This is a genomic window from Longimicrobium sp. (assembly GCF_036399255.1).
Lineage (GTDB): Bacteria > Gemmatimonadota > Gemmatimonadetes > Longimicrobiales > Longimicrobiaceae > Longimicrobium.
On sequence record NZ_DASWNM010000033.1, the window covers coordinates 74,401 to 94,792 of the forward strand.

Below are 20,392 nucleotides of genomic sequence, written 5' to 3' on the forward strand. Positions count from 1 at the left end.
CGCACCACCGCAATCTGCCCCCTGATCCACGAATGTCCAGAGCCCCCCGTTTCGTTGGGACGATGATGTCCGTGCTCGCGCTGATGCTCGCCGCCGCGAACGCGGACGCGCAGGAGGCGGACGTGCTGCGCGGGCGAATCGTCGCGGCGGACGGGGGGCGGACGGACAGCCTGCGCGCGTTCGTCCGCTGGCGCGCGCCGGGAGACACGACCGTGCGGGTGGATTCGGTGGAGGTGGACTCGGCGGGGCGGTTCGCCATCCCGGTGCCGCGGGACCTGGCGGACTCGCTGGAGATGGTGGTGGACGCGGCGGACCGGGACCGGCGTGCGTATCACCCCGCCCTGGCCCGCATCCACCGGCGCGAGACGCAGGCGGAGCAGGGTTTCGTGCTGGTGCCGCGGACCTGGACCATCGCGGCGGGGCGCTACGCGGGGCAGGGGGTGGAGATCAGCCCGCACCGCGCGCGGACGCCGGTGTGCCCGCGCTGCAGCGTGTTCTGGGTGCGCGTGCGGCCGCGGGGGCAGGAGCCGGTGCGCTACCAGGGGTGGCCGCTGTCGCGCTTTCCGCTGCGCGTGGGATTCGACCGCGAGCACTCCATCCCCGCCGGCGCGGCACCGGACTCCGCCGCGTTCTGGCGGGCGATCGAGGGGATCGAGGACGCGTTCGGCACGGACCTGTTCCGCCCGGTGCGCTACACCGAGACACTGTCGCGCGAGACGGACGAGAACGGCACGGACGACGTGGTGCTGGTGGTGATCGACCCCACCCTTCCCGTGGCGGGGCTTACCATGGTGCTGGGGCGGCCCGGGCTGGTGGAGTACGCCGCCGTAAGCCTGCGCCGCCGCGCCGAGCTGCACACCGAGTACGGGCCGGAGCTGGTGGGGCACGAGATGATGCACTCGCTGGGCTTTGGCCACACCTGCCAGTGGCGCTCGGTGACGGCGGACCTGCAGCGCTGCCCGCAGCTGCGCGCCCGCGCGCCCACGCCGGAGGACGTGGCGCACGTCCAGGTGCTGTACCGCGTGCGCGACCTGCAGCGCGCCGGCGGCTATCGCTGGGGCCTGGACGCCGCCACCGCCGGCGAGCGCGTCCTGGTGCTGGGCATTCCGCCGGACGAGACGGAGTAGCCCACCGGCCGTCATCGCCACTGGCGGCTCGCGGGCGGCATCCGGACCGGTCCGCGCGCCATCCCGGCATTCTTGATTCCTGCCCCGGCCCCGGTACATTGGAATGCGGCCGGCACATCCGCGCGCCTCGTGGCTTCACGACGGCATCCCCGCACGCCGGCCATCGTTCATGTGACGTGAGGTGCCTCCATGCGTGCCCCCTTTTCGCACGGCCCGTCGCGCGCCGCCCTGCTCGCGCTCCTCCTCGCCCTCCCGCTGGCTGCGCCCGTCCGTGCCGTCGCACAGCGTTCCGCCGATCCCGGATTTCCCGCCGAGATGCTGCGCGCGTCCGCCCTGCGCGACTCCGGCGAGTACCTTCGCGCCGACTCCGCCGTGCGGCCCGCCATCGCGGCGCTGGAGCAGGCATGGGGCCAGGACGGCCCATGGGTCGCCGCCGCCCTGCTCGTCCATGCCGACATCCTGTACCAGCTGGCCCGCTACCCCGCCGCCGACTCTGCCGCCGCTCGCGCGGTGGCGATCCGCGAGCGCACACTGCCGGCGGACGATCCCGCGCTGGCGGAGGCGCTGAGCACCTCGGGCCAGTTCCGGGCGGCCGTGGAGGAGTACGACTCCGCGTCCGCGCTGCTGCGCCGCGCGCGGTCCATCCAGGAGGCGCGGCTGGGGCCGGACCATCCCGACGCAGCCCTTACGCTGCACCGCCAGGCCCTGCTGCACCTGTGGCGCGGCGAGATGGAGCCGGCCGAGCCCCTGCTGCGGCAGGCCCTGGCCGCCTACCGCGCCCACCCCGGCGAGCGGGAAGAGGAGCTGGCCTGGCTGACGACCAACCTGGGCATCCTGCTCCGGCGCCGGGGCCGGCCCGCGGAAGGAATGGCCCTGCTGCGAGAGTCGTTCACCATCCGGCAGCGCGTGACGCCCCCCGGACATCCGCGTCTGGCCTCGGCCGCGCTGAGCCTGGGGGGAGCGTACGAGGAGGACGCGAACTACGCCGGCGCAGACTCGCTGTACGCCCGCGCGCTGGAGATCTACCGGCAGCGGATGGGCGACCGGAGCAGCCAGGCGGCACAGGTGCTGGGCATGATTGGCGGGCTGCGCCGGCTGCAGGGCAACCTGGAGGCGGCGGACTCTCTACGCACCCTCGCGGTGGAGATCCTGCTGCCGCTGGTGGGGGAGGACGACGCGGGGCTGGCGGTGGAGCGGGCCAATCTGGCCATGGTGAAACATGAGCGGGGCTGGCTGGGGTCCGCGGAAGAGCTGCTGCGGCGCGCCCTCGCCGTCCTGGAGCCGCGTCGGGGGGCGGATCACCCGGAGGTTGCCGGCGTGGCGTCGGCCCTGGCAACCGTGCTGCAGGAGCGCGGCGACCTGCCCCAGGCGGCGGCGCTGCGCCGCCGCGTGCTGCAGACGTATGAACGGCAGTATGGGCCGGAGTCGCCCGCCGTAGCCGCCGCGCTGAACAACCTGGCGGTGCTCTACGGCACCATGAACGACGAAGCGGCGGCCGAGCCCCTGCTGCGCCGGGCACTCGCCATTCAGGAGAGCACCCTGGGTCCCGGCCATCCCGACGTGGCGTCGGCGCTGATGAACCTGGCCGCGGGGCAGACGGCGATGGGCCGGCACGCGCAGGCGGACTCGCTGTTGACGCGCGCGATCCGCATCGTGGACGCGGGCTCCGCGGCACCGGCCGACCGGGCGGCGGTGCGCGCCAGCTACGGGACCGCGCTGGTGCGGGCCGGCGACTTCGAGCGCGGAAGCGCCATACAGGAAGAGGCCCTCGCGCTCTTTGAACAGGCCTGGGGGGCCGATCACCCGGACATGGCGGTTCCCCTGCGCAACCTGGCCGTCACGTACCTGGGAAGCCAGCGGCCGGCCCGCGCCGCTCCCCTGCTTCAGCGTGCGCTGGCGGTGCAGGCGGCGGCCCTGGGGAGCGAATCGCCCGCGTACGCCCGTACGGTGGGGGTGCTGGCGATGGCGCAGCAGAGTATGGGACGGCTGGATTCGGCACTGGCCAGCTACACTCGCGCCGACGACCTGCTGGAGCGCCACCTGGCGTACGTGCTCACCTTCGGGTCGGAGGCGCAGAAGCAGGGGCTGGTCGCAGGCACGGGGAACGCGGCCAGCCGCCTGGTGAGCCTGCACCTGGGCGCGATGGCCGGCGATCCCGCCGCCGCCCGCGCGGCACTGACGGCCGTGCTGCGGCGAAAGGGGCGCGCGCTGGATGCGACGGCCGAGTCGCTGGGCGCCCTGCGCGAGCAAATGGGGCCGAACGAGCGGGCGCTGTTCGACGAGTTGGCCGCCGTGCGCGGCCGCTGGGCCCGGTGGGTGACCGCCGGGCCGGGGAACGAGGCCCCAGGCGTGTACCGTGCGCGCGTGGCGGGGCTGGCGGACCGTGCCGCGCAGCTGGAGCGCGAGATCGGCGCGCGCACGGCGGCGCTGGGAATGCGGCTGCGGCCGGTGACGCTGGATGCGGTGCAGGCACGCGTCCCCGCGGGTGCCGCCCTGGTGGAGATCGTCGTTTACGAGCCGAGCGGCCTGAGCCACGACTCCAGCCGCGCCACACTGGGCTCGTCCCCGCGCTACGCCGCGTACGTGCTGCATCCGGCGGGCGCGCCGCGGGCAGTGGATCTTGGGCCGGTCGCCGGGGTGGACTCGGCCGTGCTGCGCCTGCGCCAGGCGCTGGCGAACCCGCGGCGCCCCGACGCCCGGGAGCGGGCGCGTGAGCTGGACGCGCGGGTGCTGGCACCCCTGCGGCCGCTGCTGGATGGCGCCACCACCCTGCTGGTGGCCCCGGACGGGGCGCTGAACCTGGTGCCGTTCGGCGCGCTGGTGGGCGAGGACGGCCGCTACCTGCTGCAGGACGTCGTCGTAGGCTACCTCACCAGCGGGCGCGACCTGCTGCGGCTGGACGGCGGCACGGCGCCGGGCGGCGCCCCGCTGATCGTGGCGGCACCCGCGTACGGGCAGGCGCCGGGCGGCGGCAGACGCTGGCGGCCGCTGGATGCCGCGCGCGACGAGGCCGCCCTGCTCGCCACGGTGCTCCCCGGCGCGCGGGTGCTCACGGGTGCGGACGCCAGTGAAGCCGCGCTCAAGGCGGCGGACGGGCCGGCGCTGCTGCACGTGGCCACGCACGGCTGGTTCGTCCCGGACGCCGGTGCGGGCGCCGATGTTACCCCCGCGCTGCTCCGCGCCGGGCTGGCGTTCGCGGGCGCCAACGCGGGCGGCACCGGCGACGGCGAGGACGGCGTGCTCACGGCGATGGAAGCCGCCGGGCTGGACCTGCGCGGTACGCGCCTGGTGGTGCTGAGCGCGTGCGAGACAGGGCTGGGCGACGTGCGCAGCAACGACGGCGTGTACGGCCTGCGCCGCGCGCTGCTGCTGGCGGGTGCCGAAAGCCAGGTCATGACGCTGTGGCGGGTGGACGACCGTGCCACTCGCGACGTGATGGTGCAGTACTACGAGGGCCTGCGCGACGGCCGGGGGCGTGCCGAGGCGCTGCGCCAGGTCCAGTTGGGGATGCTGGCCGAGGGAGGCCGCAGCCACCCGTACTACTGGGCCGCCTTCGTTCCCGCCGGGGACTGGCGGCCGCTGCCGGACGCTCCGCGATGATCCACGTGAACGGGAGGAAGGGAATGATGAGCCCGCAATGCCTGCGCGCCCCCTGGCACGCCGCCGCGCTGGTGCTGGCGCTGGCCGCGCCGCCCGCGGCGCGCGCGCAGGAAGCCGCCGGCTACGTCGCCACCGTGCGGGGCACCTGGTTCACCAGCGCGCGTCCCGACCAGCCGGTTTCTGCCGGGCGGGTGGTGGCGCAGGGCGAGGAGGTGTGGGCGGCGCCGCGCTCCTCCGCCGGTGCCTACCTCACCCTGGTGCTGCGCGACGGCAGCCGTCTGGCGCTCAACTGCGCCGTTCCCGGCGACTGCGACCGCCGCCATACGCTGCGGGTGCGCGCCGGGCTGCTGGAACGCACGGAGCGGATGGTGGAGGCCGTGCTGGGACTGGTGAGGCGTGACCCGGAGGCCTTCGTCTCGCTCATCAGCCGCGCGGAAGGCGCCGGCCCGGAGGACGTGGTGGCCGCACCCGGCGACGCGGAGATCGACGTAAGCGAGGCGCTGGAGGAGATGGACGCGGGCCTGTACCAGGTGGCGCTGGAGCGATGGACGCTGCCGGGGACCGACACCAACTGGATGGTCACCCACGGAACGTCATCAGTGTTCGGTCCGCCCCCGCCGCGGGAGTGGGCACCGGGGCAGCCGCTGACCGTTTCCGCCCCCTCGCCGGGGCTGTACGTGCTGCGCCTCGAGTCCCACGACGGGGGGGGCGGCGAGTCGTGGGTGCTGGTCCCGCCGCCGCAGGAGTACGCCCGCATCCGTGAGGAATTCGCGCGGGCGCGGGAGATGGTGAGCACGTGGACGGGGATGGACGCGGCGCACGACGCGCGCGTGTTCCTCCGGGCGTACCTGGCCTGGCTGGCCGGCGCCGTCCCGCCGGCGGAGGCGCCGCGGTGAGCGCCCGCCCCGCCCGCGGCCCGGTACGGCGCCGGCTGCTGCGCGCCGTTCCCGTCCTCCTGCTGACACTGGGCCTTTCCGTGCTGCTGGACCGCAACGAAGAGGCGGAGTGGGCCGCGCTGGACTTTCAGGCGCGGCTGCGGGGCGTTCCCGCCCGGTCCGACGTCGTCGTGGTACGCATCGATGACGCGGACCACGACACCATCTTTGGCGGGGTGACGCCGCTGGATCCGGCAAACGTGCTGCGTGTGGTGGAAGGGATTGCCCACGGCCGTCCCGCGGTAATCGGGGTGGACCTGGAGAGCGGGGCCGCCGCATACGCAGCCGTGCCGAACAGGGTGGCGGGCGTGCCGGTGGTGTGGGCCCGCAATGCCCGGTGTATCGGCTCGCGGGGCGAGCCGGTCGCGGCGTGCGCGCCAGAGGACCTGCGGCCGGGCCCGGCGCGCGGAAGGGCAGGCGCCGCGCCGCAGACGGGGATGGCGCTGCTTTCGCCCGACGGGGACGGCACGCTGCGACGCTACCGGCAGTCGCTGCGCACGGCGGACGGAAAGCAGCCGTCGTTCGCTACGGCGCTGCTGCGGGCGGCCGGCAAGCGGCTCCCCGAGGACCGGGAGCGGCTGATCACGTACCGCCCCCTTCCCGTGCAGCCGCTGACCGCGTCCTGGGTGCTGGCGAGCCAGGCGTCTCCGGACTATCTGGGCGACCGGGGGGTGCTCAGGGACAAGGTGGTGCTGCTCGGGGCGGCTCACTCCGCCACCCGCGACTGGCACAACACGCCGCTGGGGCTGATGGCCGGCGTAGAGGTGTGGGCGCAGGTCGTGGACAGCGAGCTGCGGGGCGGCGGAACCGTTCCTCCGCATCCCCTGTGGGTGGGGGTGCTGCAGTTTGCGGCGGCGGTGGGGCTGGTGCTGCTCTTTCACCTGCTGCCGCTGGAGCGAGCCGCGTGGGCCGGGGTCGCCGCCGTGCCGGTAGGGTCGGTTCTGTGCAGCCTTGCGGCGTTCGGCTCGCCCTGGTTCTGGATGTACTTCGTCCCGATCCTGGTTCTGCTCCTGGTGCAGCAGCTTTACGATGTCGCCAAGGGCTACCGAGATGCGCTGCTCACCGCCACGCTGCCCGCCACCGTTCCGGCAGCGCGCCGTCCGCGCCGATCCGCGCCTGCTCCCTCCGCGGTGGCTGAGACGTCGGTGCCCCGGCCGGACGCAGCCGGCGATCGCTGATGCCCGCGCTGGACGAGAGCAGCGAAGCATCCCGCCGGGGAAGCCTCGTCCGCTACTCCGCCGGTCTGCGTCCCACGACCAGCGGCTGAAAGAAGGCGCCGTCCATCCGCCGCACCTGCGTGAACCCCGCCGCGCGCATCAGTTCCACCAGCCGCGCGACGGGGAGCGCGTAGTAGGTGGTGCGCATGGCCCGCGTGCGGATCTCGGCGCCGGGCCGGTCCTCCATCACGTACATCGTCGTGTCGTACAGCGGCGGGCGCGGCTCCCACACCTGGAACAGCACCCAGCGCGCGCCGTCCCGCTGGTGCACGCCGTGGGGGTGGATGCCCGCGGTGCGCCAGTCCGTCGCGTCGTAGTCGCGGATGGAGACCAGGCACACGCCGCCCGGCGTCGTGCAGCGGAAGAAGCCGCGCAGCGCCGTGAGGACGTCGTCATGCGTCAGCAGGTGCGGCAGCGAGTTGTCGGCGCACAGCACCACGTCGAAGGTGCGGCCGTGGGCATTCCACGCATCGCGCATGTCCGCCACCCGCGCGTCGACCGCCAGCCCGCGCCGCTCCGCCTCGTCGCGCAGCCGCCGCACCGCGCCCGCGGAAAGGTCCGACGCCGAAACCCCGTACCCCCGCGCCGCCATCCCCAGCGCCTGCGTGCCGATGCCGCACGCCACGTCCAGCACCGTCCGCCCCTCGCCCTCCCCCAGTTCCGCGCGGATCACCGCGTCCAGCGCCGCCGCCTGCCGCGCCATGCTCGCCTCCCAGTCCGGATAGACCAAGTGGTAGAAGGGCGCGAGCGCATCGTAAAAATCCTCAGGCATAGTCACGGTTTGGTGATCGGAAAACTGGAATGGGTCCGCGGCGGTGGTGTAGCGGATGGTTCCAAAGATCGCGCATCAGGTGGTGTGGACGACTTGCTCTCGTGCGCCGCAGAGATCATCGGGAGATCCGCATCCTCCCCTAAAAAACGCGGATGGCCCCTTGCCGCATTCCATCTGCTTCCCGTTCCCGACATCCCACGCCGGCTCGTGCCTCGTCGACGTGCGCGCCATGCCTCCGCTCACCACGGATCAGCGTTTCGGACAGTGCGCGCAGAGGAAACGGCACGAGAAAACTCCGCTGACTCCGTTGACTCCGTGTGAGGCCCATTCTTTTGCGGATTCCGATCCGTCATCTCAAAGCTACCCGCCGCGCCGCATCAGGCAACCTTGATCCCCCGCCACATCCGCGCTACACTTTCCGGGTCGAGAGCACGCACGTTGGCACTCTCGCACGTTCGCACTCCCTGTTCGAGGCGCCTCTGCGTACCGCCGCCATCTCCGAAATCCGCCAGGCCGCGCACCGCGCGCGCTGAGGAGAACGGAGCCGCTGCACCCGGGCACACCGCCCGGCACATCCTGGTCATCCCCCTCCTCAGGGCATCGCGGCCGCGGTCCTGGCGTGGTCACCCACGCCGTCCGGACACCGCCGGCGGCTGAATCGTGCCCATGCGGGCCGCGCGGTCGTCCATCCGCCGCGCCCGCGGACCAGGAGATCCACTCCAGTGACAAACGACGTTTCGCCGTCCCTCGACGGCGTTTTCGCGCACCTCTCCCAACTTGGCTGGGATGCGGCGTATGCGCGTGATTTCAGTGCGTTGCGCGCGCAGGGGGCCGTGCCCGCGCGCGTGGTGGCCGAGCACCGCGACCGCTACGTGGTGTGGGGGGCGGATGGGGAGCGCGCCGCCGTGCTCGCCGGCCGCCTGCGCCACCAGGCCCGCTCCCGCGAAGAACTGCCCGCCACCGGCGACTGGGTGGCGGTGGATGAGGGACGCGGCACGGCGGCCATCCACGCCGTCCTCCCGCGCCGCGGCCTGTTTCGCCGCAAGGCCGCGGGCGATACGACGGAGGCGCAGGTGCTGGCGGCCAACGTCGACACCGCCCTGATCGCCGCCGCGCTCCCCGGCGACGTGAACGCGCGCCGCATCGAGCGCTACCTGGCGCTGGCGTGGGAGAGCGGGGCCGTCCCCGTGGTGGTGCTCACCAAGGCGGACCTGGCGGATGACGTGGATGCGGCCCTCCGCGGCGTCCGCGCGGTGGCGCCGGGGGTGGACGTGGCCGCCGTATCCGCCGTGACGGGGATGGGGGTGGATGATCTCGCGCGGTGGCTGAAGCCGGGGCGGACGGCGGTGCTCCTGGGCTCGTCCGGCGCCGGCAAGTCCACGCTCACCAACCTGCTGCTGGGCGCGGAGGCGCTGCGGACCGGCGCGGTGCGGGAGGACGGCAAGGGGCGCCACACCACCACGCACCGCCAGCTGGTGCGGCTGGCGAGCGGGGCGCTGCTCATCGACACACCGGGAATGCGCGAACTGCAGCTGTGGACGGCGGACGCGGGGCTGGAAACCGCCTTTGCCGACGTGGAGGCGCTGGCTGCGCGCTGCCGCTTCGGCGACTGCGCGCACGGCGCGGAGCCCGGGTGCGCCGTCCGCGCGGCGGCGGAATCCGGCGCCCTGGATTCCGATCGGCTGGAAAGCTGGCGGCGGCTGCGGCGTGAGCTGGACTGGCTGGAGCTGCGCCAGGACGAAGCCGCGGCCGCGGCTGAACGCGCGCGGGTCAGGACCATCCACCGCGCCCAGCGCGCGTACTACAAGGGCAGGCGCGGAGCCTGAGAACGGGCCCGCACGGCTCGTGTTGCGCGGGGTCTGCAGAGGCGACGAAAGATGCGGGACGCGTCCTCAGCAGACTCCGCCATCCGCGGTTCCGGCGAACGGGAGGGCGCTGGTCCCCACTTGCAATCACTCACATAACGAGCCTAATTTCACCAAGGCCGTGATGTCGCCGATTTGTGAGCTTCTCCGGCCATGCCCATTCCACTCACCAGGGGAATCCCATGCTTCAGATTGGCAAGATCGGCCGGCGGGTGTTCGGAATCGCGCTGGTGGCGGCGTTCGGCTTCGGTGTGAGTGAAGCCTTTGCCACGCCCGCCGAGGCGAGCGTGCAGGCCTGCATTACGTCCAGGTGCAAGGCGGCCTGCATCGCGGCCGGGGCGCCGACCGGGGCGTGCCTGGGTGGTGAGTGCGAATGCGCCATCGGCTGAACACTTTGACGTAGGCAGAATCTGCCTGCCTCACACGGAGGGCACGGAGGCCTGGAGATCTGATCCTCCGTGTCCTTCGTGCCCTCCGTGTGGCAAGAGACCGATTGTTCTCCAGGATCCGGCGGTGCGCAGCCGCGGAGGGCCACCCTACTTCGCCAGTCCGTACATCCGCACGTACTCCACGTCGTCCTCGTCCGTCCACACGCCCAGGACGAAGTCGGCGCCGACGTGGGTGGCGCGGAACCCGGCGGGCATGCGCACCGTGCCCAGCATCGCTCCCTCCGCATCGAACACGTCCCACTCCGTCTGCACGGCGCCGGGCCACGCCGTGCGCTGCACCCACAGGTTTCCGCCGTCATCCACCAGCAGCCGCTCGAAGGCGGGCAGCCGCTCGGGGACGTCGATGCGGTCCAGCTCCCTGCCGGACTCGGCGCCGTACTCCGCGGTGCGCACGCGGCGCAGGCTGTCGAGGTACGCGCCGCGCACGGGCACCGGCTCCACCGCCCGCCGCACGATGCGCTCCGGGGTGCCGTCCGCGCGCCGCAGCACGATCTGGTACGTGTCCGTCGTCCCCTGCCAGTAGCGGTCGCCCGCCGCGGCGGAATGCACGTCGCGCATGAACGGCAGGGTGAGGATGGAGAACGACTGCACCCGTCCGCCCGACCTCTGCACGTCGAAGAACGCCTCGCCGGCCGGTGTCGGCGGAAGCGAATCCACCGGCACGCCCCGCGGATCCGCGCGCAGCCACAGCAGCGTGTCGCGGCTGATGCCGGTGGTGGGCTCGGCGGCAAAGCTGCGCTGCGAAACGGAGAGGAGCAGCGATCCGTCCGCGAACCGGTCCACGAAGCGCGGCGGCACCACCCCCACCGGCGCCAGCGGCGCCGCGCGCACGAACCGGCCGCCCCCATCGAACCAGGAGAGACGGAACGCCTGGAGGTCGTACGCCAGCACTGTGTCGCCCGGCAGACGCCGCAGCGCAAAGAGGGCTTGGAACTCCCCCGGCCCGGCGCCCTGCCGGCCGGCGCTGGCCACGTGCCGCCCGCCGGCGTCGTACCAGCGAACCTGGTGGCCGCCCCCGTTGGCCACCACGATGCGCCCGTCGCCCATCCGCAGCGCCGCGCGCACGCGGTCCATCTGGTAGAGCGGATCGCCCTCCGCCACGCCAATCTGCAGCGCCGGCTCGGCGGAGAGCCCCCATCCCTTGCCCTCTTCCCAGCGCCCGCCGCGGTTCTCCACGATCCGGATCCCCGCGCTGTCGCGGACGGTCGCGGCTGCATCGGCCCCGTCGCCGCCGCCGCACGCGGCAAGCGCAATCAGCAGCATGGCGGGGAGCAGGCGGATGGTTTTCATGGGCGTGCGGGAAAGAAGGGGCGATGCGGAGGCTCCTACGGTATTTCAGTGGATGGGGGTCTGCAAGGTCTGGGAACGGACATCGGGTGGATGCAAAGAGCCCCGTCCGGCGCAAATGCGCCGGACGGGGCCTGGACCGCGGACGGACGAAGGCTACTTGCGGGAGAACCGCTCCAGGCGGCCGTCGGCGCCCAGCACCAGCGAGGTCTCCGGGCCGTCGTCCAGGCGGGCCAGCCAGCGGCCGGCGCTCAGGTTGCTCAGCAGCTGCGGAACCGGGTCGTCGCCCTGGTCCATGGCCTCGTGCGTAATCCGCAGAAAGCGCGAGGTGCCCTCTTCCGTGGGACGGAACTGCCACGCGTGCCGCGCCACTTCGCCGCGATTGCGGGTCCGGACCCGCCGCCACGTGCCCATGGCCTGCCGGCGCAGCGCCTTGCTGAGCTCTGCGCTGATGCGGGTCATCTTTTCGTCGTGCGTTTCGTTCGGCGTCATGGGCGCCTCCTGAGTTGGAGGCGCAAGACGGCGCCTCCGCATCTGCCTTGGCAGCGCGGAGTGCGCTGCGCGGTGAAAGGGCGCGCGGAGCACCGATCCGCACCTCTGTACCCCGCAAATCTCATTTCGACCAAATGGTCAATAACCCGCCGCGCTACCGTCCCTCCGCCTCCAGCATTCCCACGATCGTCTCCAGCGAATCGGCGTCCTCGGGCTTCTTGTCCGTGCGCCAGCGCAGCATGCGGGGAAAGCGCACCGCCACCCCGCTCTTGTGGCGCGGCGAGCGCTGGATGCCCTCGAACGCCAATTCGAACACCAGCTCCGGCTTTACCGTGCGCACCGGCCCAAAGCGCTGCAGCGTGTTGCGGCGGACGAACGCATCCACCTTGCGGATCTCGGCGTCCGTCAGCCCGCTGTACGCCTTGGCGAAGGGCACCAGCTCGCCGTCCTTCCACACGCCGAAGGTGTAGTCGGTGTACAGCGACGCGCGCCGGCCGTGCCCGCGCTGGGCGTAGATCAGCACCGCGTCCAGCGTGAACGGCTCCACCTTCCACTTCCACCACCCGCCCTTGCGCCGCCCCACCCCGTAGGGCGCGTCCAGCCGCTTGAGCATCAATCCCTCAGCGGCGCGGGCGCGGGCGTCGCGGTGGGCCTGCAGCACGCCGTCCCAGTCCTCCGCGTGCACGGCGGGGGAGAGGAGAATGCGCCCCGCGGAGGGCGTGGCGCGCACCAGTTCCTCCAGCCGCGCACGGCGCCACGCGAACGGCTGCTCGCGCACGTCCACCCCGTCCGTTTCCAGCAGGTCGTACGCGAGCAGCGCCACGGGCACCTCGGCCAGGATCTTGGGCCCCAGGGTCTTGCGCCCGATGCGCCGCTGCAGCTGGGCGAACGGCAGGGGCCCGTCGCGCCAGGGCATGATCTCGCCGTCCAGCACGGTGCCGTCCGGCAGCAGCGCGGCCGCGTGCGCCAGCTCCGGAAAGCGCTCGGTGATCAGCTCCTCGCCGCGCGACCAGATGAAGGTGGCGCCGCGGCGGCGGATGACCTGCGAGCGGATGCCGTCCCACTTCCACTCCGCCTGCCACTCGCGCGCGTCGCCCAGCGACTCCAGCTCGCCTTCCAGCGCGTACGCCAGGAAGAAGGGATAGGGCCGGCTGAGGTCCGCGTCGCTGGTGTCGGCGGCCAGCAGGCGCAGGTAGAACCGCGGCGTGGGGTCCCACGCGCCCATCAGCCGGTGCGCCACCGCCGACTCGTCCACGCCCGAGACGCGCGACAGGGCGCGCACCACCAGGCTCTGCGACACGCCCACTCGAAAGCTGCCGGTGATCAGCTTGTTCCACACGTACGCCTGCGGGCCGTCCAGCTCCGACCACGCGCGCTGCACCTCCCCCCGCTGCGCGGCCTCGTCCTCGCCGCGCAGGGGAAGCAGGCGCTCCTCCACCCAGTGCCGCAGGGGCAGGTCGCTGCTGGCGCCGGAGTCCGGGAGCAGCAGCGAGATGGTCTCGGCCAGGTCGCCCACGGAGTCGTAGCACTCGTCGAACAGCCACTCGGGGACGTCGGCCGCCTCCATGGCCCACGCCGCCAGCTTGCGCGCCGCGATCAGCCGCTTGGGCCGCCGGCCGCTCAGAAAGTGCACCGCCCACGCCGCGTCCTCCGGCGGCGCGGCCGAGAAGTACGCGGCCAGCGCATCCACCTTCTCGCCGGTCTTCGTGGTCTCGTCCAGCTCTGCGTACAGCTCTGCGAAGCGCTTCACGGAGAGGGGACAGGGTACAGAGGACAGGTTACAGGGGACAGCCAGCGTCCGGGAGGTCGTGTGCGGACGCATAACAGCAGATAATCGGCCATCCCCAGATATTTTCTACCGCGGCCGCTCCGCGTCGAGCGGCGGAAGCGAGAAGTACTCGCACAGCCGCGCATCGATCTGGCGCAGCGACTCGTCGTCCAGCACGTACTCCGTCTCCCGCGCGATATCGTCGGTGTACCAGACGGATTGGGTTGTGCTCACCGGAACGAGGGCGACATGAGCCGATGGAGAGAACACGGCAATCCACGGCTTTGACCGGATCTGCAGAACACGGTCATCCGTTTGCTTGTCTTCGCCTGAATGGATGGGCAGGAGAACGTGGTAGTGTTTCGCCCGGGAATATCCGTGCTCCGTAAGCAGAACGCCGAACTTCGTGCGCAGATCCTCGGCAAGGCCAGGATTCAGTTCCACGATTCGCCCGCGGCGCGATCGAACAGGAGCAGTCGAACTCGCGCATGAGCCCTGCCCAATGCCGAGCGCAACCCGAAGCGCCCTCCGAAGCTCATCCAGAGATTTGCCCAACTGGCCTGCCGATCCAGGCAGCGCCGCATGAGCAGTCCGGACCAGCACCCCTGGATAGAAATATGTGGACCTCCACAGTCCGTTGCGGTTCACGCCGCTCTGCCGCGGGGCGACCTCGATGCAAACTGCTCCCGACTTCAACTCCGCGGATTGAGTGCTGCCATACACGAGCGTCCCCCGCCCACCGGGTATACACGAGGTCGCCAGTGCGAACGGCCGCGTCTTGTCCGCGTTCAGCCACGTGCCTCCAGGCACGAACCAGATCACGTGCCCGGGACGGTACCCGTCGGACGAAGGATGCCCCTCTGGACGCCGGAATCGATCTGCACGCATGCTTGACTTCCTCCCCGTTTCGAAAGGTGATCGCCCAACACCGACAGACTGCAAAACGGCGAAAGGCCGGACGTTTCGGTCCGGCCTTTCATCCTCCAGGTGGCGCCGCCGTTATACGGGCCTGATCAGCTCGTCGATCTCTTCCCCGGTAATCCTGCGAGAGATCTTGCTCATCTCGCGGAACACACGGAGGTCGGGCGAGGGCCTGGGGCGGACCTGCCTTCGAAGGCCGATCGCCTGGATAGCCGGCATCCGGAGCCGCTTGGTTGGTGAGCGCATGCGTTCCTCCTCGCCTGGCGCGCGTGAATGCTCCTGAATGCTAGGCCACCATTCGTCAGATGTCAAGTGCGTCTACTTTCAAACGTCTGTGGCGGATTCGGTGCTGTCCGAAGCTTCCGCCGGCGTGCCCTCCTCCGCGACGACGACGTCTCCTTCGTCGCTCTCCCCCTCCCAGCGGCTGGCGACGGACTGGGCCTGCAGGCCGTGCTCGCGCAGCCAGCGCACCACGGGCTCGCGGTAGCCGTGCGTCACCCACACGCACTCCGCGCCCGTGGCGTCGATGGCCGAGAGCAGCGAGGGCCAGTCCACGTGGTCGCTCAGCACGAAGCCGCGGTCCACGGAGCGGCGCCGGCGGTGGCCGCGCACCCGCATCCACCCGCTGGCGAACGCCGTGGACGCGTTGCCGAAGCGCCGCATCCAGGGCGTCCCGTGCGCGGAGGGCGGCGCGACAACCATCGCGCCCCCCCAGTCGTGCCCGCGCGGCGCCTGCATGGGGTTGTGCGTGGGCGGCAGGGCAACGCCCGTCTCGCGGTAGTCCGCCGTAAGCCGCTCCACCGCGCCGTGCGTGTAGACGGGGCCGATGGAGGCGTCGATCCCCGCCAGCAGCCGCTGCGCCTTGCCTAGCGCGTAACCAAACAGCATCGACGCGCGCCCTTCTGCCGCGTTGCGCCGCCACCAGGCGTTGATGCCGTCGAACACCTCGCGGTCCGGCCGCCAGCGGTAGATGGGAAGGCCAAAGGTGGACTCGGTGACGAAGGTGTGGCAGCGCACGGGGTGGAACGGGGTGCAGGTGGGGTCCGCCTTGGTCTTGTAATCGCCCGAGACCACCCACACCTCGCCGCGGTGCTCCACCCGCACCTGCGCGCTTCCCAGGATGTGCCCCGCCGGGTGCAGCGACACGCGCACGCCGTTCACCTCCACCGCCTCCCCGAACTCCACCGAGCGGATGCGCGCGTCCGCCCCCAGCCGGGTGCGCATCACCCGCGCGCCTTCCACCGAGCCCAGGTACGTGCGGCTCCCCCAGCGCGCGTGGTCGCCGTGCGCGTGTGTGATGACGGCGCGGTCCACCGGCTGCCACGGGTCGATGTAGAAGTCCCCCGCCTCGCAGTACAGCCCGCGGTCCGTGGTGCGCAGCAGCATCTGGCGATCGGGATGGGGGGCGAGCGATGGCGACGGTCCGTGCTGCAGCGTTCAGGGTTCGTGCCGCCGGCTTCGGCGCCGTGACACGAATCCGCAAAAGATTGGATCACCCAGAGGGCGCAGAGGCCACAGAGGAACCCATCCCTCTGGGGTCTCTGCGGCCTCTGGGTGAGAAATCTTTGGCGAAAAGCGACGGGGGCGGCGGACCCGGTGTTGGATCCGCCGCCCCCGTCCATCGTCCGTCCGCCGGGATCAGCGCGCGGCGGACTCGATGCCCGGCACCGGCGCGTGCGCATCCGCCATCCGGCCGGTGCGGGTGATCCCCTCCCAGCCGCAGCGGGGGCACCAGCGCTTCTGCAGGGTGCCCAGCATCAGCTTCGACATCCACCGCCCCCCGGTGCCCATGCGCACGGGAAGCGTGTCGGCGTCGCAGCCGTCACAGGTGCGCTCGGCGGGAAAGATCAGGTAGCACATGGCCGCCGCCAGCAGCAGCTTGCCGATGAACGCCAGAAAGAAGAACGCCAGCCACGTGAACAGCATTGGGTACCACAGGACTGCGAGGTCGTACCGGAAAGTGAAGCGGCGCGGGCGTATGCCTGCCAGCGCATTGCCCGTGCCGCGTGCCCTGCCCGGTACGCTGCGGCGGCGGGTTGGTTCCATGGAGGGGACAGGGGACAGGGGACAGCAGGAAGGGAATAGGGAACAGGGAATAGGGAATAGCGGGATGATGACGGGCGTCGCCGTATGGGAGTGCAGTATCTGGCCTCAGAGGGGGTTGCTAACCCCAAACTCACAAAGAAGCGATGACTTCCTGAGGGAGCGCACCACGTGTAACCCGATTCCACACAACCGCCTGCGCGCGACCGAAGGACCTACCCTCCGGCGAAGCGGGGCCGGCTCCATGCCGCGGGACCAGCCCCTCGGTTGTGCCAGCGAGGTCCTTCGGTCGGCGCGCCGGGTGTGGCGTAGTGGACAGTTCCGCGCCGCGCCTCTCTCAGAGGGTGTTGCCAAACCCCCAAACTCACAAAGAAGCCATGACTTCCTGAGAGGGTGTTGCCAAACCCCAAATTCACAAAGAAGCGATGACTTCCTGAGGGAGCGCACCACGTGTAACCAGAAGCCACACAACCGCCTGCGCGCGACCGAAGGATCTCGTCCGCCTTCGCGAAGGACTGTCCTCCGGGCGCGGCAGCCGGCCCCTCGGTTCTGCCGGCGAGATCCTTCGGTCGGCGCCAAAGTCCATCGTACCCGCAGGCTGCGTAGCAGCGCCTCCCTCAGGAAGTCAATCGCAGGGCGAGGTTTGGCAACACCCTCTCAGGAAGTCACTCACGGGCAAGGTTTAGCAACACCGTTTCAGGCTCAGGGAGTCGATCACGGGGCCAGGTTCAGCATCACCCTCTCAGGCTCAGGACGTGTGGGTCCAGATCATCACCACGCCACAGTTGCCGTCGCGGGGAAGCTCGTTGGGGATCTCCCACGCGTGCCGGTAGATCTCGATTCCCCAGATGGCGGAGGGGGCAATCAGGTCATCCAGGGGGAGCGGTGGCGCGCGGTGGCCGTCGATGTAGATGAAGGGGCTGCACCCGCGGCGGTCGCCGCCCATCCACACCCGGCGGTTGTACATGCTGATCCCCGCGTACGTGGTGATCAGGTCCGAGGTGCGAGAGCGGTTCAGGCGAAAGATCTGCTCGGGGGTGTAGTACTTTCCGCGCCCGCGGTCCATCCGCTCGTAGAATCCCCGCGCGCGCCGATCGTGGAAGTTGGGCGTGACCCGCGACTGCGCCTGCACCGCCTCCAACTGCACCACCTCCGGCCGCAGGCTCAGGTCCACCTCCATCCGCTCCCCCTCGCCTACCTGCACCGTCGGCGAGATGCCGGTGCGAAAGCCGATGCGGCTCACCTGCAGGCGAAAGGCGCCGGCGGAGGGAAGCGCCAGCTCGTAGCGGCCATCCGCCCCGCTCACCCCGCTGGCCGCCGTGGCGCCCGCGCCGTCCAGCGCCAGGATCTGCGCGGCGGCGACGGGGCTGCCGTCCGCGGCATCGGCCACGCGGCCGTGCAGCACCTGGGCGTGCGCGGGAACGGCGGCGGCGAGCGCGAGGAGGAGGGGGGCGGCAAGAAGGCGAAGCGGGCGCATGGATGGGGCGGGGCTGGAGGGTCCGCACGGTGAAACGTGGCTGCGGACGTCCATGGGGGGCAATTGTGGCGCCTTTGTGGACGCCGCACCGCATCGCGCGATGCGATCTTCATTTACGCGCATCCGCCCGCGCCGGAAGGGCACGTGCGACTGTCCGCGCTCGGGGACGCGGGTGTCCCCGGGCGCGGAGGCGGAACCAGCCCCGCGTGACGGTGACCTGCCGGGTGGCCACGTTGCGGCCGGGCTCGTCGCCGCGCTGGTCATCGTGCACCAGGGGAAGCAGCACAGAGCCGATCCGTCGCATACACATCTCCCGGAACCGGGGTACGACAAGCAGGTGGACGGACGAGGAGCCCGCGGCGGGCTACGGATGCTCCCGCTCCTTGAAGGGGCGGGTTGCCGCCCGGGGCGCGCGCCGGTTATCGTTGCGCGCGCAAATGGAAGAATCACAAGCGGATCGGATTGATGAACGTTCTGAACGTGCAGGACCTGAAGAAGAGCTACGGCACCCGCGTCGTCTTCGACGGGGTGTCGTTCGCCGTGGACGAAGGGGAAAAGACGGGCTTCATCGGCGTCAACGGCTCCGGCAAGTCCACCCTGTTCCGCATCGTGGCCGGGCTCGAGGGGCACGAGGGGGGCACGCTGGCCTTCCAGCGCAACATCCGCGTGGGATACCTGGCCCAGGAGCCGGAGTTCGACCCCGGCGCCACCATCCTGAGCGCCGTGGCCGGGGGCAAGCCCGAGCTGCTGGAGGCCATCGGCGAGTACCACGACGTGGCGGAGAAGCTGGCGGCGGGCGAGGGCGAGACGGACCGGCTGCTGGCGCGGCAGGAGCGGGCGGCCGCGCGCATCGACGCGCTGGGCGGGTGGGACTACGAGCACCGGATGGAATCCATCCTCACCCGGCTGGGGGTGGACCACTGGGAGCGGCCGGTGCAGGGGCTTTCGGGCGGTGAGAAGAAGCGGGTGGCGATGGCGCGCGTGCTGCTGCAGGAGCCTGAGCTGCTGCTTCTGGACGAGCCCACCAACCACCTGGACGCCGACACGGTGGCGTGGCTCGAGGAGCACCTGCAGTCGTATCCCGGCGCGGTGATGCTCATCACCCACGACCGCTACTTTTTGGACCGCGTGGTCACGCGCATGCTGGAGGTCTCCAGCGGCGAACTCGTGCCCTACGCCGGCGGGTACACGGAGTACTTGGAGGCCAAGGCCGAGCGGCTGGAGCGCGCGTCGGTGGAAGGGGCCAAGCGCCAGAAGCTGATCGCGCAGGAGCTGGCGTGGGTGCGCCGGCAGCCTTCCGCGCGCACGGGGAAGCAGAAGGCGCGGATCGGGCGGCTGGGCGGGCTGGAGAAGGAGCAGCAGGAAAAGCGCCTTCCCAACCGCACGGCGGTGGAGATCACCGCGGCCGACGCGCCGCGGCTGGGACGCACCGTGCTGAACCTGCACCACGTGGCCAAGCGCTTTGGCGAGCGGACCCTCATCCGCGACTTCAGCACCATGCTGCAGGCGGGCGAGCGCATTGGCATCATCGGGCCCAACGGGGCGGGCAAGACCACGCTGCTGCGGGTGATCCTGGGGCAGGAGGCGCCCGACGCGGGCGAGGTGGAGACGGGCAAGAACACGCGCATCGCCTACTTCGACCAGAACCGCGAGGACCTGAACCCCGAGCACACCATCTTTCAGGCCGCGGCGGAGAGCGACTGGGTGATGGTGGGCGGCGAGCGGACGCACCTGCGCAGCTACCTGGAGACCTTCCTGTTTCCGCCCGAGAAGCAGCGCCAGGTGGTGCGGTCGCTGAGCGGCGGCGAGCGCAACCGGCTGCTGCTGGCGCGCCTGTTCCTTCAGGACGCCAACCTGCTGATTCTGGACGAGCCCACCAACGACCTGGACCTGATCACGCTGCAGGTGCTGGAGTCGGTGCTGGCGGAGTGGAACGGGTGCGTGCTGATGGTGACGCACGACCGCTTCTTTCTGGACAAAGTGGCCACGGGGCTGATCGTCTTCGAGGGGAACGGCGTGCTGCACCGCCACGCCGGCAACTACGATCTCTATCGCCGCCTGAAAGAGCAGAAGGAGGCGGACGCCGCCGCCGCGGCCTCGGAGGCGCGCGACCGCAAGCCGTCCGGCGCCTCGTCCGCCGCCAGCACGGCGAAGAAGGACGGCGGGGGACGCAAGCTGAGCTGGAAGGAACAGAAGGAGCTGGCGGGGATGGAGGCGGCCATCATGCAGGCCGAGGCGCGCAAGGAGGCGCTGGAGGCGCGCCTGGCGGACCCGGCGCTCTACGCGCAGCCGCAGGACGAGGTGGCGCGGGTGACGGCGGAGTTCCGCGAGGCCGGCGAGGCGGTGGAGGCGCTGTACGCGCGCTGGGCGGAGCTGGAGGCGGTGGCGGAGTCGGCCTGAGGCGGTATCGCCAGGCCGCTCACCGCGATTGACTTCCTG

At 71.4% G+C, this 20,392-nt stretch carries 15 protein-coding genes; 7 read left to right on the forward strand and 8 right to left on the reverse strand.

Annotation, left to right across the window (positions count from 1 at the left end; all coding sequences use genetic code 11):
- Window positions 1–62 precede the first annotated feature (62 nt).
- The 4 genes from VGC13_RS05695 (at window position 63) to VGC13_RS05710 (ending at window position 6,840) form a co-directional block, all read left to right on the forward strand.
- Window positions 63–1,127: a hypothetical protein gene (locus VGC13_RS05695; protein ID WP_331124252.1), complete on the forward strand. Its 1,065-nt coding sequence runs from the start codon at window positions 63–65 to the stop codon at window positions 1,125–1,127.
- A gap of 189 nt (window positions 1,128–1,316) precedes the next feature.
- Entirely contained in the window at window positions 1,317–4,727 is a 3,411-nt protein-coding gene (locus tag VGC13_RS05700) for a CHAT domain-containing tetratricopeptide repeat protein (protein ID WP_331124253.1), read from the forward strand.
- 26 nt (window positions 4,728–4,753) lie between these two features.
- Window positions 4,754–5,623 carry a hypothetical protein gene (locus VGC13_RS05705; RefSeq protein WP_331124254.1) on the forward strand — a complete coding sequence of 290 codons (870 nt, stop codon included), beginning with the start codon at window positions 4,754–4,756 and terminating at the stop codon, window positions 5,621–5,623.
- A complete protein-coding gene (locus VGC13_RS05710; protein WP_331124255.1) occupies window positions 5,620–6,840 on the forward strand; it encodes a CHASE2 domain-containing protein in 1,221 nt (406 codons plus the stop codon). The genes VGC13_RS05705 and VGC13_RS05710 overlap by 4 nt, the downstream gene beginning before the upstream one ends.
- 52 nt (window positions 6,841–6,892) lie before the next feature.
- On the opposite strand, the gene VGC13_RS05715 is transcribed toward VGC13_RS05710, so the two are convergent.
- Window positions 6,893–7,651 (reverse strand): class I SAM-dependent methyltransferase, encoded by a 759-nt coding sequence (locus tag VGC13_RS05715; protein WP_331124256.1) that lies wholly within the window; start codon window positions 7,649–7,651, stop codon window positions 6,893–6,895.
- Window positions 7,652–8,484: 833 nt separating this feature from the next.
- Here VGC13_RS05715 and rsgA point away from each other — a divergent pair.
- Both rsgA and VGC13_RS05725 read left to right on the forward strand, forming a co-directional pair.
- On the forward strand, window positions 8,485–9,477 hold the full coding sequence (gene rsgA / locus VGC13_RS05720) for a ribosome small subunit-dependent GTPase A (protein ID WP_331124257.1): 993 nt from the start codon (window positions 8,485–8,487) through the stop codon (window positions 9,475–9,477).
- 221 nt (window positions 9,478–9,698) lie between these two features.
- Window positions 9,699–9,905 (forward strand): hypothetical protein, encoded by a 207-nt coding sequence (locus VGC13_RS05725; RefSeq protein ID WP_331124258.1) that lies wholly within the window; start codon window positions 9,699–9,701, stop codon window positions 9,903–9,905.
- Window positions 9,906–10,052: 147 nt separating this feature from the next.
- On the opposite strand, the gene VGC13_RS05730 is transcribed toward VGC13_RS05725, so the two are convergent.
- The 7 genes from VGC13_RS05730 to VGC13_RS05760 form a co-directional block, all read right to left on the reverse strand.
- A complete protein-coding gene (locus VGC13_RS05730; protein ID WP_331124259.1) occupies window positions 10,053–11,255 on the reverse strand; it encodes a hypothetical protein in 1,203 nt (400 codons plus the stop codon).
- 153 nt (window positions 11,256–11,408) lie between these two features.
- Window positions 11,409–11,744 (reverse strand): hypothetical protein, encoded by a 336-nt coding sequence (locus VGC13_RS05735; RefSeq protein WP_331124260.1) that lies wholly within the window; start codon window positions 11,742–11,744, stop codon window positions 11,409–11,411.
- Window positions 11,745–11,898: 154 nt separating this feature from the next.
- Window positions 11,899–13,494 carry an ATP-dependent DNA ligase gene (locus VGC13_RS05740; protein ID WP_331124261.1) on the reverse strand — a complete coding sequence of 532 codons (1,596 nt, stop codon included), beginning with the start codon at window positions 13,492–13,494 and terminating at the stop codon, window positions 11,899–11,901.
- Window positions 13,495–13,599: 105 nt separating this feature from the next.
- Window positions 13,600–13,746: a hypothetical protein gene (locus VGC13_RS05745; protein ID WP_331124262.1), complete on the reverse strand. Its 147-nt coding sequence runs from the start codon at window positions 13,744–13,746 to the stop codon at window positions 13,600–13,602.
- A 1,011-nt stretch (window positions 13,747–14,757) separates the two neighbouring features.
- Window positions 14,758–15,819: a ligase-associated DNA damage response exonuclease gene (locus VGC13_RS05750; RefSeq protein ID WP_331124263.1), complete on the reverse strand. Its 1,062-nt coding sequence runs from the start codon at window positions 15,817–15,819 to the stop codon at window positions 14,758–14,760.
- 252 nt (window positions 15,820–16,071) lie between these two features.
- Complete coding sequence (locus VGC13_RS05755) at window positions 16,072–16,359, reverse strand: hypothetical protein (RefSeq protein WP_331124264.1); 288 nt, start codon at window positions 16,357–16,359, stop codon at window positions 16,072–16,074.
- Window positions 16,360–17,224: 865 nt separating this feature from the next.
- Window positions 17,225–17,953, reverse strand: coding sequence for a carboxypeptidase-like regulatory domain-containing protein (locus tag VGC13_RS05760; protein WP_331124265.1), 729 nt, complete (start codon window positions 17,951–17,953; stop codon window positions 17,225–17,227).
- A 465-nt stretch (window positions 17,954–18,418) separates the two neighbouring features.
- On the opposite strand from VGC13_RS05760, the gene VGC13_RS05765 reads away from it, so the two are divergent.
- On the forward strand, window positions 18,419–20,353 hold the full coding sequence (locus tag VGC13_RS05765) for an ABC-F family ATP-binding cassette domain-containing protein (RefSeq protein WP_331124266.1): 1,935 nt from the start codon (window positions 18,419–18,421) through the stop codon (window positions 20,351–20,353).
- Window positions 20,354–20,392: the final 39 nt, after the last annotated feature.